Genomic DNA, 14,116 nt, shown 5'->3' with positions numbered 1-14,116 from the left:
TCACGCGGATCGGGCAGTCTTCAACACCGGGTAGCTCAGAGCCCAGCAGCACAAACCGATCAGAATGACACCCAGGCCAAGCCAGAATTGAATGACTGCCGTGATCACGATACCAGCCACGATCAGTGGCAGACCGCTTCGCTGAGCCCTCGTCCAGACAGACCACCACGAGCGGCGTGTCAGGTAAGTAATGAATGCCAGCCCGATCGCGACGGCGATCCAGGGAAGTCGCGAGAACTGGCTTTCAGGAATGAGTTCGCGCTGAAGATGAATGGTGGCCGTTTTTGAAGCGTTGGGTTTAGCCTCCAGGCTCGGGTAACTGACGAGAAAGCGATGCGATTCTTCAAACGAGAACGCCGTGCGAATCTTGCAGCTGACGATCTCCCCCTCCGGCGTTGGCAGCGAGAGGTTGTTCCAGTCAGTAACCGGGCTGGTCCAGGAGACCTGGATGGACGCGGTCTGATGGTCCTGCGGAAGCAGAATGAGTAATGACTTCCCATCATGACTGGCAATCGGCAGCAAGACGTTTCGAGAACGAGCCGTCACTGTTCCCAGGTCGGAAGTGAGATGAAGCCTCAATAACTGCCCGGGCTTGAAACTGCCATCAATCGTCAGCTCGCCGAGAAGTTGTTTGGCCTGGGGTGTTGAGGTGAGTGCATACGTCAGGTGAAGCGGGATCGACGTGATCGTCATCGCCTGCTCCAGAGGCTTGGTGGCTTCTGCTGGCTGCTTGGGTTCCAGAGGAAACTCGACACGGAAGTCCGCTGCTGGTCGAGCAGACTGATTCTGTGGTGGACGCGTGATGTCCAGGGTGAGTGTTTCGTCTGGATCGATGACCTCGACACTGCGAGTCGTCGCGATCAATTCCAGATCCGGTTCCACTGGCTTGAAGGCAGTTTCCGGCGTGAGCGTTGTGTTCAACTCTGGTGGCGAAGTGATCTGAACTTGAATCGGTGCCGTGATGCCAGCTGTGTCGAAGAAACGCGGAAGCTTTAATGGAATCGACAATGAGTCTGTCGACTCGTTCCAGTTGAGTTTAGTCTGAGACGCGATGTTGATCTGACCATTTGTCATCGCGTTTTCAGACACGTAAATGAAGAGTCGATCGCCAGATCGAGAATACGTCAAAGGCCTTGTTCGACTGGTCTCGACGAGATCGACCTGCTGGATGTCCCAGTTTTCCGGGAAGCTCAGTTCCAGCATGAATCTCTGCAGTGAAAGACTGCGAAATCGAATCGAAGATTGAATCTGCAACTGTTGACTGCGTACTGCAATCGTATGCACGACCGAGTTCAGATTGATTTGACGGGCAGGTGTCTGCAGTGACAGGATCGTTGTGTCTTCCGGGTTCAGGCGGGCGTACGTCAATTCGACAGGATTGGGCTCAATGGGAAGATCCAGAACCAGAGGCATCGTGGAACGTTGAGACGGGTCCGATGGTTCATCACTGCGAACGATCTGCTGGCCAAACTTTGATTGAAGCTTCAAACGCCCGACGCGTCGTTCGATGCGCGTGCTCATCTCGCGATTGGATGACTCCAGGGTGACCAGATTGGAAAAGTCACGCAGTGGGATTTTGTCGGGGATGCCAAGCAGGAAACGGGTCGCGATACTGTACTGGCCAGCCTCGTTGAAGCGGAGCCTCAAAAGAGTTGAAGGTCGATCGGGCGAGCCATTCAACGCCTGTGATTCCATCAATTGCAGTCCCCGCAGGTCGATCGGAATCGCACCGCGAGGGTAGTTAAGCTGCAGGGTGTAAACGCCAGCCTGCTGCACGTCGATCTGAAACGTCATGCTGACATCGGCCAGATTTCTCCGCAGGTCGATCAGGGTATCGGGAGTGACAGTCAGAACAGCTGACATCGGTTCGGGCATCGCGTCAATCAGCTTCAGATGCAGTTCCGATGGATTCAAGAGGGGGCTCGGCGTCTTTGTCACCGGCATCGGCTTGGCGTCGCCGGGCATGAGTTCCACCAGATAACGGAAGTCGAACTGGTCAATGCGATGAATGAACGACTGATGCACGAACGGCAGCTGAACCGGGAAAAATGTTCCAGGCGCCGGCGCTTTCTTCAAGAAGAACGCGATTTCGATCACGCTGCTGCCGTAAGTGCGCGGCCGCTGTGGATTCGTTGATGTGGTCGTCGGAGGTGGGTCTGAGTCAGCGGGCAAGGTGACCAGGATGCCCGCGGTCGTCGTTGACGAACCAATGCTCGCGGGACGACCATCGACGAAGCAGCCATTGATGCCCGAGAACGCGACATTCTGAAATGGCAGGCTGATTTCCCGGACCGATCCATCCTGTGGGATGAAGACTTCATAACGGGCAAAGACCAGTGTCTGCTCCAGTTGAACATCGATTTCGTAATCGGCTTTCTGGAACAGAACCGACGAGGAAAGCTGAGTCCCCTGCGCTCTCTGCTGAAGGTCCGCGAGAACACGTCGTTCTAAATAAACGATCGGTTCATCTGTCAGCGGCGGACGATTCGCAGCATTGGTCACCTGCTTGGCGACTGAGTAGGGAATCAGAATGGTGATGTTGTTGTCAACACGCGCCGGCTGAGCAGCCTGCAGTGAACTTGAACTGGTCAGCAGCGTGAACGTCAGCCAGAAAGAAATCAGGACAGAGACGACTGTCGCCGTCCGTTCAAGGATCGTCGAAGGACGGGCACTGCGTTTCCCATCGTCAACCGTCACTTGTGGAATCAGCCACAGAAGGGCGCTGCTCACGATGATCAGAATCATCGGCTGGTACAACACACTCCAGGGATCCAGGACTTGCGTCAACAAACAGATCAGACCGACCAAACTCAACGCGAGCGCGAACCAGCGAAGGGGCCGAATGACGACACCGACAACGATGATCAAGACCGCCGTCAACAGCGACAGTTGTGTGATCGTCGAGACACGGGCGGTCTGAATGGTCAACGCAGGCAGTTGGAGCCCCTGAGCCTGCGAGTCTGACATCAAGTCAATCCGGAACTGCTGACCTTTGAGCATGCGGCCTGCATCCAGCCAGCCAAACGGTCGCCAGCCTCGATCCTGAGTCGACGTTCTCTGCGTCAGGATGTTGGCAGGTAACTGACTATCGAGCGCGGGCTGATAGGCATACTGTCGCGAGTCATGTTCGAGGTGACCGACGAGTTGTGAGGCATCGAAGTAAACATCATCCTGCTCCGTGTTGAGCTTCCAGGCGAGTGAGTCAACCGGTACCGACAACACAGGCAGCGGAACTGAGAGTGGAGTCCAAAGCACTCGCTGTGGCCATGTCTGATCGATATCGAGGACAACTCGGGTCACCTGCTGCGAACTGGCTGGCAGAATGATTTCGCGAGTCAATGGATCATAGGCAATCGGCTTATCGTCCACGCGAGCAGCAAGACGAGTATATGATTCAGGGATCGATAAGGAGACTGGCTTTGCACGCGACCCCCAGAGGGCATATTCGAGGCGGTGATGGACAATCAGATCCTTCTCGCTGAAATCCTGTCGCGGCAGCAACGTGGAAAGAGTCGCCAGCACCTGAGTCGGAGCCGGGACCAGCGTCGTGCCGGTGTCGACAGTGAGCAGAACCTCTTGGTCAGCAGAATAGACTCCCTGCAACACAGAGGTCTTCGAGTCGAGCGAACTCTCAGTCAATCCCGCCACGTTGGAATGTAACGGAAGAGGGCCGATATCAATGTGTGAGCGAGACGATTTCAAACTCGCAATGAAGACCTGCGGGAAAAGCGTCCGGTCAGAGAGGAGCTGTTTGAATTCGACGATCATCGGAGTGGTCAACGACTCCCATCCAGTCGACGACGGTTCAATACGATAACGCGCAGTCCCAGGATGGGGATCATCCAGACGTTGAGATGTGAGAACTGTGGACGAAGTCTCCTGCGTAATCAGGAAGATCGGCGCCTCAGGAGAGTTGAGAATGTCGACCGTCAGTTCATCGGTGTTGGAAAGCAGTCCTTGAATTCGCAATTCCACACGATGATTCACGTAGGGAGAATTGATCTGGGCATGATGATCGACCATCAGAGTCGAATGATCATTCCAGATCTCGATGGCCGGATTCTGATCAACGGAAGGAATCTGAAACAGCTGAGTTGTACTGCTGGCGGGTGCAAGAGTCGATTTCAAAGTATTGGGAAGCAGTGATAGCAGGGAAGCCAGATCTTTGGTCGCGCTGGTTTCGACGGTCCGGGGAAGCTCTTTTTCCGAAGACACAGGCGTTGCGTCCGAATTGACGACAACATTGAGAACCGAGTCGTATTTCAGCTGGACCTGCTGCTTCTGGACTTGTCCTTGCGCGAGTCTGATGGACGGTTGGAAACTCAGTTTATCTGACGCAGAAGACTTCCAGGGATTCTTGTCAAACCGGTAGAACGCATCAATCTGCAGACGTGTCCCGGCACTTGCCAGCTGTGGCTTGAGCACATCGATGCGCAGCTGCTGTCGGGGCGGACGATTCAAAGCATCGCTGATCTGCCAGCGGAAGGCTTCTTCATTGTTGCCGACAGAAATCGCGTCATTGACAAGCCGAACATCAAGAACCTGCGCAGCGTCCGGGATTTGACACAGAATCTGTTCGACTCGTCCCGACAGAGAGGTGAATTCAAACTCTTGTCGATACACAAACCCGCCCGGGGTAATCATCCCGTCGAGCTTGCTGTGAACAAGCAACTCGAAAGCAGGCCGAAACAGTTCGAGTGCAATCTTCCCCGTCTGAGAGAGCTTCTCATAGGTAAGACGTTGACCGCCGCCCGTCGATTCTGGCGAGCGAACCATCTGATAACCTTCCAGCATTGAGGAAAGGTACTCCAGAGGCTGTGAGAGTTGAATACTGACCTGATGGTTCTGCCAGAGGATATTTTCAGGAACGCATTCGGGCATCGTCCAGCGTCGCCAGTTGCGATTGAGCATGCTGCCGCGAAGACGAAAAACAAACTCTGTATTCGCAGGGATGGCGGGGAATTCAATCGTCAGTCGCTGCACCGTTTTGCTGGACTCGGTCGTGAAGTCAAGCGGCTCTCCCGACGACAGCGAGACGTTCTCGATATCCAGCAAAGGAGACGTCAGCAGTGTCATGCGTTCGAGAACGCCGGAATAGACTTTGACTTCAATCGTATCGCTGACAGAGGCATCATCCTCATTGACCGTCCACGTCACCGAGCGACGCTTGATACTGGCGCGGGCGGGTTGAGAGGAAAGTCGAGGACGAATAACCAGACGCACTTCGTTGCGGTTTCCCAGCAGGATCTGCCAGCGCTGCTGGCCGTTCGCGGGCTGTCCGACCGGTCGTTGCACCCCGCCGTTGAGGTCAATATCCATCTCCTGCGGGATCGTCAGATCAAGTGACGAAAGCTCCGCCGATGGCAGTTGCAGCTGGCAGTCCGTTTCGAGAAGCTTAGCCTGACACGGGGATGACCAGCGTCCTTGAAGGGTATGCTCACCTGGCGGAACGATGAGGTAGGTCTTCTGATTATTCCCTGCTCCCCAGATCGCAGGGGAGTCGTCGAGTTTGAGATCGAACAGACTCAGGTTCAGAGGCGAAAGCGAATAAGCCTGTTGAGTCGCGTCCAGATTGTTGATCGAGATGACGAACGTTCCCGAGAGAACGTTCCCCGTCAGTGAGCCCGTGTAGGTCGCTGATTGAAGGCGAATCGCAGGAGGTTGTTCCGGGACTGCGATCGAATCCAGAAGCAGCTGCAACTCGCGTCCAGAAATCGGCACCCAGTCCCCTTGTGGCCACGACTGTGGCATACTGTCGGGAACATACACACGCTGAACAGGTTCGTTCACTGCTGGTGCGTTCGCTGTCGCTTGAGGAGCAGCTTGAGGAACCTGTGCGACCGACAACCGTGTCCACAACACGACTGCGATCACCACGCAGGCGACCAGCAGCATCGCCTTCGTGAATCGAGAGAAAATCGAAGATCGCAGTGTCGGTCGATTCATGAATGATCGGAGTTCGATTTAGCCGAGCCGCTCGTGGAGGATGTGCTTGGAGTCGAGGGAACGGGCGCCTTGATGTGAGTCTTGTCAGCCATGGCTTCCCAGTCGATCGAGCGTCCATGGTAAGTGATGGAAGAGCCCCCGATCGTGGCGGTCGCGGTGATCGGTCGACCACGCTGGGAACGCGGTCTGCCTCGATGCAGAAACCGCTGATCGATCAACAACGCCACGACTCCGAGCGCCGTCCCCGCCAGAAATGGCTGCAGCAGAATCCCACCCATCGATCCCTGAAGGAACGCGCCAATCAAAGAGAAACCGAGAATCAACGCGACCAGCGAAGGCAGCTGAGAATTTCTTAATAACAAGACCGCCAGCAACGCCACCAGCAACCCGCTCCCGCAGCCGATCAACAGCAGCATCGACTGGCTGATGGTTCGACATCGCAACTCTGTTGGCCCGAAGACTTCAAAGTCATACGCGTGGAAGGTCCGGGAATTCGCATCGGCGACAGGAAACTGATAAAGGTGATCATTCTTTCTCACCCACAGTCCATTCTGGAATGACCAGCGAAACTGCGGAAAGATACTCGTGCTCCACGAGAACAGATGCTGTTGGGGAAACACTTCAATACGCCAGGCGCGAATCGCCAGATCACTCGAAACGAAGAAGTCCGGCTGTGGGATTCGAACACGCCATAATCCGAATGCAGGAACTTCCAGCGACGTCTGGTATTCGATAGTGACAAGTTGTGTGTCATCAATAGACGTTGCCCCCGTTGACGCAGACGCCTGGCAGGTAATCAACGCGAAATCATCTGATTCCGTCATCTGAAAGGGGACTGGCACCGTATTGATCAAAACACGACCAACCCGAGCCGAATTCGGCAGACGGAAGCGGACATCCTGCGAGCCTTTGGCCAGCAGAAAGTCTCCAAATGTTGCCACGCGATCCACGGAAATCATCCGGGAAACTAAACGACACGAGCGGACTTCCAGCGAACTGTTCAGCGCTGTGCCCGAGGTGATTTCAATCGACACCGTCAACGGGGCTTCCTGAAACGAGTAAATATTCTGAGAGGCATCCTGGACGCCGACCGAATTCGCAGTCACATCTTTCAGAACAATGTGACGTGCCCCGGTTGTCGATGTCGAGATCTGCGTGCTACTGATAAAGACATCGGGAACGGAAGGACGTGCCAGCCCGATTACCAGCGGTTTCAGTGGTGCTGTATTGCTGCTTGTAACAGGAATCAGAGTTCTGATGGTCAGCGTCACTTCTCCCGTCAGAGGCTGTTCGCAGTACAGGCGAATTCGCTTGCGTCCCCCTTCGAGCGGAAAGGATTCCATCTGTGTGATCAATGGATTGTCGTTCTGCGACAACTGGAAGTTGCCCGAGAAATCTCCCGGGGCATCCAGATCAAACTGACGCGTGCCCGACCATTCAATGCGATAATCGATCGTCTGCGTCAGGTCGATCGAGTTCTCTAACAGCTGAATAGAAGAATGAACGCGCGCCGTCATGTCCTGCTCGACGATACGCTGCGTCACGCTGACGTCTTGTGTCTGAGGCGGGACGTTGTAAAGCTTTGAAAGTGGATTCAATCGAATCGTCTCGGCATACGCCTGTTGCCACAGCATCTTGGGAATCGAAGAAATACTCGCCAGAGAAGCATCATCGAGCTTCGTCTCGACCTGACGGGAATCCGTAATCGCCAGGAACTGCTCCAAAGGCAATCGTCCAACAGGCGTTGGCCACGCCATGACATACTGGGCATTGTCATTCGAAATCGGACGTACAAAGTCGAGCCGAATCGTGGCTGTATCGCTGATGGCGCGGGTGAGAAACAGATCACGGATGTTCGCAGAAGTATCCGCACGAGCCGATTTGATCTGAAACTCAGCCGAGGGAAGCAGCTTCCATTCGCTCTCTAATCGCGAAGGCCAGTTCAGCGGCAACATCCGCAAGACACCCTGCGTCACCTTCACATCGAAGTAGACACTGAGTTTGCACTGCTGCTTGTCCGGGAGAAAAGAGGCCGTCAAAGTCGTCGCATAAACAGCTTGTCGCGGGACGATCTGAATCGGCAGATCAGCCGGTGTCGTCCGAAATTGATAGACCGGGCCATTGGCCGATTGACGCGTCGTCAGGCCACTGATTGGCTTGTCGTTCTTCCCCGTCCCGATCTGAAACTGCCACTCAGGATGATCTTGCAGGATAACTTCCGTCGTCTGACGTTTGGCGATTGGAAGCAGGATCGGCGAAACGATGACATTCTCACTCGGAGAGGGCATCGGGCGTCGTAGTAACCAGATCAGTTCTGTACGCCCGCTGACAGGACGATCAAGATCGATCTGCAGTTCACTCATCGCGAGCGTCTGCTGTTTGGTAATTGTGCTGCGATCAACACGCACGTCATACAGGTCCCAGCCAGTCGGCAGCTTGAAGACCATGCTCGATAACGGATCCTGACTGATTTCCAGACGCTGCGTCACGTTCATTTCCAGATGCTGTTCGGTGATCCGGACCTGAATGCTGTTGAACGAATTGACGATCGGCGTGTTCTCGCCCGTATCGGTCTCCTCCAGCCAGCTGAGGTCGAGTTTCTCCTGAAGATCAACCAGACGTATCTGCGTGTTTTCGTTTCGCGGCTCTGTCTGAGCTAATGGATAGCGCTCAACATCACGCAACTGGACCGCCTTGGCGGGGACCATCATCCGAAATTCGCTGACGGTCGATGCAGGGACATTCAACTGCAATCGCTTCCAGAGTTGCTGCGAGCGAATCGGCAGCATCCCTTTGATCTGCAGTCGATGTACTCCCTTCCCCTTCAGCCACAACGTCACGCCCTGCACTCGGTCGCGTTGATTGAACGCAATCTCGCCTGCCCCCTGATGCACGACAGGATCAGTGAAGACGAGTTCCTGAAGCTTCAAGTTGATGAGCGTCCAGGAGGACTGATAAACCTGCACATCGACATTGATGATCAACTCCGCAAACTGACGAGACTCCGCCATCGTGACCAGTTGGCCTTGAATATCCAGCGATTGAATCGCGTACTTGGCAGCTGACTCGGTATTCGTTGACGAAAGCTGCTTCTGAAACGCCAGATAGTCCTGCAGCGATGCATTGAGCGGAACCCGGCGCAAAACCCCCTGCTCATCCGGCAGATAGATAACGTCTTCGCTGGGAGCCGGTGTTGTCTGTAAAGTCGTCGTTGACGAAGTCGCCGCAGGAGAGGCTGTCGGAGGACTAAGAGCCTGAGCCGATAGCAAGTCGACATTGAAAACGAAAAAGACAGCACTCATCAGCAGCCAGAGCAGCGCAACGCGCGTTCGCTGAATTCTGACTGAATGGAACATCCGGCTGACCTTTTCCCTGTCGTGATACAGTGTCGTGATGCAGTCGAGGCTGATCAGGCCCGTCTGCTCCGGGAGAGTGTTCGATAAGTGATTCGGAATGGAATAACGAGAAACGGCGATCTGTCATCATTGTATCGACCGCAACTCGACTCGGGAAAGGCAGGAAGCAAATTGTCGCAGGGGTCTCGCAATGCTGGACAATCCAATTTGTTATATCTTGTCACCCATCGCGTCCGGCGAGATGATCCCGAGCATTTCCTGATGCAAAGACGCCGTCGGGCTGCAGGCAATCGTCGGCTGGTGTTGTGAAAATGGTTTGTTGTACAAATCCGTCACAATTCCACCCGCTTCAGTGACCAGCAACGCCCCGCCCGCCATATCCCAGGGTTTCAAGCTCGTCGACCAGAACCCGTCCGCGCGGCCGCACGCAACATACGCCAGATTAAGCGCCGCTGACCCGGTACGCTGGACACTCTGCGCTTCTGAAAAAACTTTGAGGAACCGCGTCAACGCAGGATCATCCGCCGTCGGAGCGGGCGGCATACTCGCCATCACCAGCGCCTGATCGAGACTCTTGATATTCGAAACACGAATCGTCCGCTCATTGCAACGCGCCCCCTGCCCTTTGACCGCTGTGTACATATCATCGCGAGTCAGGTCATACACGAGTCCGACCACCAGCTCGCCCGCGATCTCCAGTCCAATCGTGACTGCATAATAAGGGAACCCGTGGACGTAGTTGGTCGTCCCGTCGAGAGGATCAACGATCCATCTGGCATCGGGGGCCTCCTCACTCCACTTCGGCTGTTCATCAAGCCCCTCTTCCTCACCCAGGAAACCGTGGTCTGGAAAGTTTGACTTGATGATATTGTAAATCACCTTCTGCGATTCGCGGTCCGCTTCCGTGACGAGATTGGCTTTACTCTTCTCGCTGACCGTAAAACGCCCCGACCAGGCCCGCAGCACATCCGCCCCCGCATGAGCAGCTTCAACAGCGATCTGTAAATAACGTGGATCAATAACACTCATGGTGCAAAATTCTTCTGGTTCTTAACTTCGAGGTCGGATGAGGGAAGTCTGAGAAGATTCTTCGTAGGGTGCTGGTGAGGCACTGTGTAGGATTAATACGGTGAACCACACCAAATGTGGCATCGAGTGTCGTTCTGGTGCGGTTCGAAGACTCACCAGCACCCTGCATCTCTTGCAGAACTTGAATCAGAAGACCTGCATTCAATTCACCGCACACGGCAGCGTTTGCCCCGCCAGCCCTGCTTTCAGATTATCCACCACAATCTGCGTCATCCGCGTCCGCGTTTCAAACGTCGCGCTCCCAATGTGTGGAAGAATGACGCAATTTGATAGCGTCAGCAGTGGATCATCGAGCGGAATCGGCTCCGGATCTGTGACATCGAGTCCAGCGGAAGCAATGACATTGTTCTTGAGGGCGTCGTACAGATCCTTCTGGTTGTGAACCGATCCGCGAGCCGTGTTGATGAAGATCGAAGACGGCTTCATCTTCGCAAACGCTGACTTATCAAACAGATACTTCGTCTCAGCGCTGAGATTGGTGTGAACCGAGACAACATCACTTTCAGCGAGAAGTTCATCCAGGCTGACCCGTTTGGCTCCCAGGTCGCGATCCGCATCCGGTTTGTCCGAGCGAGACGTATAAAGAACCTTCATATCCCAGCCCCGTGCAAAGCGTCGAGCCAGGGCATACCCGATACGCCCCATCCCCACAATCCCCAGCGTCTTGCCCGCCAGGTCATGCCCCAGAAACCCCAGCGGCTCCCATGTCTTCCACTCGCCTTTGGGAATACTCAACGAAGATTCCATCAGTCGACGGGCACACATCAGGATGAGTCCAGCCGCAATGTCAGCGGTCGCCTCGGTGAGCGCATCCGGCGTATTACCAACTTTGATCCCATGCTTCGTCGCGGCGGCGACATCAATGTGATTGAACCCGACGCCGTAATTGCTGATCACCTTGAGTTGCGGACCCGCAGCGTTCATCAGCTTGTCATCAATATTGTCGGTGATCGTACAGATCAGGCCATCCAGCCCACGAACCTTCTCGGTCAGCTGCTCATACGTGGGAGGAGCATCCCCGTTCCAGACTTCCAGATCACAGTTGTCGAGCTGAGAAAACGGCCCATCGACAATCGGACGCGTTACGAAAATGCGAAAACGGGATTTCGCAGGCTGGTCAGCCATCAGAGGGAGCCTTCTGGAAAGATGAACAACGATGGACAGGTCACAAAGACCGGATGCAAAACGGAATCACCTCCCCAAATGATAGCAGATACAACGATGTTGAGCATTACAACGACCGTAGGAATTATAAGCCCGTCTGACGACGGATAAGTCATGCGAAAAAGCAGCGCACAGGCCTAGTTTTGTCGTGATTTCACAACGCAACCATGGCGACTGATTCACAGGTATTTCCCCTACAGAGCGCTCAGGAGCCAATTCGGGTTAGGTAAGCCACGGAAACTGTCACGTTTTCGAAACATCTACGACGCGGAACGGAAACTTGAGGTAAAGTTTCAACACTGATTGGTAGGTGGAGAGACTCTCTCTAGTCCTCTGTACGTCTCGAATCATCCTGAATACCTCTTTGAAACAGACGTGATATGCCTGAAATAACTGTGCAACTGGTGATCTTCCTCCTGGGCGTGGCCGGCCTGACAGCCCTCGCCGCCTTCTGGGATCTCAAAGAACGACGCATCCCCAACTGGCTGACTCTCCCTGTCTTCGGGGCAGGCTGGGTCTATCAGCTGTGGTTCAACGGCCTCGGCGGCCTCGCTGATGGCGGTCTCGGCTTCCTCGTTGGATTCGGCACCCTGTTTGTCCTCTGGATGGTCGGAGGCGGTGGTGGTGGCGACGTCAAACTGATGGGCGCACTGAGCGTCTGGCTCGGCTTCCGGATGACCTTAATGGTGATGATTGCCAGTACAGCGATTGTCATTCTGATGACCGTTTTCTTCGTTGCCTACGGAATGATCGTCAACGGCCCATACGCCACCAAACGCAAACTGCTCGCGACCGGCAAACCACAAGACCGCACCAAAGCCGCCAAACGCGAAACCTCACAAGAAAAAGCCAGCCGACGCGTCATGGCCTACGCCGTGCCCGTTGCCCTCGCCACCTGGAGCGTTCTCGTCTGGAAACTCCCGACCTTTCCATGGACCTGATCGTTCTCCTGAGTTCTTTCCGTATCCAATACACCACGGTTGTCTTCCCATGATCATCTCAACAGCCAAATCTCGATCGCGACGACGCGGATTCATGAGCATGGAACTGGCACTCACCCTGCCGATCCTCCTCGTCGTCCTGCTCGGCATGCTCGAGTTCTCGATGCTCTTCTTCGCCCGAGGTTCGGTCCTGGAAGCATCCCGACTGGCAGCCCGACGAGCCACATTCCCCGGGGCAACTCGCGAAATCGTCCTCGAAGAAGTCGCCAAACTCCTCAGCCCCAGACTCGCATCGACGGCTGAAGTCATCACCGAGATCGGCCCCGACAGCGGAGACGTCGTCTCTGTGATAATCGTTGTTCCCATGCTGACTGCGGCTCCTGATCTCCTCTGGCCCATCGGCTACAGCCTCGATGGACAGATGATCGTTGCCGAAACACGAATGATTCGTGAATAACTCCCCCCTCATTCCTGATCCACCTGTGACTAAAAACTAAGACATCATTCTGAATCGTTCTTGAGAGTTGGAGAATCGTCCCGTGAAGAGTATCTCACCTGCCACGTTGACCCTTGTGATGCTGCTGGCGGTCGGCGGGCTCATTGCAGCCTACGTCGCCAAGAAAGTCTTCGCACGAGAAGACGGTCCTCCACCACCGAGCGTCTCAAACGTTCCGATGGCGGTCTCCGACCTGCCTGTCGGTAAGCTCATCACCGAAGGCGATATCGCCATGGGACCTCTGCGGAACGATAAACGCGAACGCGATATGATCCTCAACAAGGATCTCATCGTCGGCCGTTACGTTAAAGAGCCACTCAAAGCCGCTCAACCAGTCCGTTCTGGTTACCTCTATGCCTCCGGACAACGTCCTCCACTGGATGTGGAAAAAGGCATGGTTGCAGTCACCGTCAGCCTCGGCGAACGATCTTCGATCGTCGATGGTCTGGCACAACCAGGCGATTACGTCGACGTCCACTTCAGCCCCAACACGATTCCCAACGATCACCCCGCCTATCGAAATGGCTTCATCATGAAGCTCTTCACCGGCGTCAAACTGATCGCCGTCAATGGCTTGACTCAGGCCTCCAACGTCCAGACTTCTTCCAACACCGCGACTCTGGAACTGACCGAGAAGCAAGCCAACGTCATGATCCTGGCTCAGCAGAAGGGTGAAATCAACCTCGCCTTGAGCACCTCAGGCAAAGGCAACGGCGACCTCGCTCTCGACTCAGCCGATCGCGTCACTCTCGAACAGATTCTTGGTCTCGAACCAGTTCCAGAACCAAAGAAGCCTTTCGAAATGGAAATCTACTACGGCGGTGGTCGCTCGACCTACCAGTTCCAGGACGGTCGCTGGTTCGACGGGGACGACAACACCCGCAACCTCCCACGCGGCTACCAGCGTGAACGAACCTCATCCGCCTTCAGCCGCGGTGCCCAGGGCATCAGCGACAGCAACGATCCAGACAAAGGACGAACCCAAGATAAAGGTGCAGCCAACGCACCCCGCACCCAACCTAGAGAAGTCCTCTCCCCCAACGATGTCTAGCAATTCTCCGCCCCTTCTCCCCCCGGGAGAAGGTGGCCGAGTCTTCGAGGTCGGATGAGGGCCCTCTGCGAAT

7 protein-coding genes are annotated in these 14,116 nt (G+C 55.0%); 3 read left to right on the top strand and 4 right to left on the bottom strand.

Annotated elements, in window-relative coordinates; translation table 11 throughout:
- The 4 genes from SH248x_RS09150 to SH248x_RS09135 form a co-directional block, all read right to left on the bottom strand.
- Complete coding sequence (locus SH248x_RS09150) at window positions 1–5,946, bottom strand: hypothetical protein (protein ID WP_459558228.1); 5,946 nt, start codon at window positions 5,944–5,946, stop codon at window positions 1–3.
- The gene (locus tag SH248x_RS09145) at window positions 5,943–9,302 is read right to left on the bottom strand and encodes a hypothetical protein (protein WP_459558227.1); all 3,360 of its coding nucleotides are present in this window, start codon (window positions 9,300–9,302) and stop codon (window positions 5,943–5,945) included. The genes SH248x_RS09150 and SH248x_RS09145 overlap by 4 nt, the downstream gene beginning before the upstream one ends.
- A gap of 210 nt (window positions 9,303–9,512) precedes the next feature.
- The gene (locus SH248x_RS09140; RefSeq protein ID WP_459558226.1) at window positions 9,513–10,331 is read right to left on the bottom strand and encodes an inositol monophosphatase family protein; all 819 of its coding nucleotides are present in this window, start codon (window positions 10,329–10,331) and stop codon (window positions 9,513–9,515) included.
- 201 nt (window positions 10,332–10,532) lie between these two features.
- The gene (locus SH248x_RS09135; protein ID WP_459558225.1) at window positions 10,533–11,516 is read right to left on the bottom strand and encodes a 2-hydroxyacid dehydrogenase; all 984 of its coding nucleotides are present in this window, start codon (window positions 11,514–11,516) and stop codon (window positions 10,533–10,535) included.
- Between the two features lie 419 nt (window positions 11,517–11,935).
- On the opposite strand from SH248x_RS09135, the gene SH248x_RS09130 reads away from it, so the two are divergent.
- The 3 genes from SH248x_RS09130 to cpaB all read left to right on the top strand — a co-directional run bounded on the left by SH248x_RS09130 (window position 11,936) and on the right by cpaB (window position 14,043).
- The gene (locus tag SH248x_RS09130; RefSeq protein ID WP_459558224.1) at window positions 11,936–12,496 is read left to right on the top strand and encodes an A24 family peptidase; all 561 of its coding nucleotides are present in this window, start codon (window positions 11,936–11,938) and stop codon (window positions 12,494–12,496) included.
- Window positions 12,497–12,545: 49 nt separating this feature from the next.
- Window positions 12,546–12,953: a TadE/TadG family type IV pilus assembly protein gene (locus SH248x_RS09125; RefSeq protein ID WP_459558223.1), complete on the top strand. Its 408-nt coding sequence runs from the start codon at window positions 12,546–12,548 to the stop codon at window positions 12,951–12,953.
- An 82-nt stretch (window positions 12,954–13,035) separates the two neighbouring features.
- Window positions 13,036–14,043 (top strand): Flp pilus assembly protein CpaB, encoded by a 1,008-nt coding sequence (gene cpaB, locus SH248x_RS09120; RefSeq protein WP_459558222.1) that lies wholly within the window; start codon window positions 13,036–13,038, stop codon window positions 14,041–14,043.
- Window positions 14,044–14,116: the final 73 nt, after the last annotated feature.

The organism is Lacunimicrobium album, assembly GCF_052161635.1.
Taxonomy (GTDB): domain Bacteria; phylum Planctomycetota; class Planctomycetia; order Planctomycetales; family Planctomycetaceae; genus SXPC01.
Note: the sequence above shows the minus strand (reverse complement) of the source record. Positions and strands in the feature narration are given on the sequence as shown.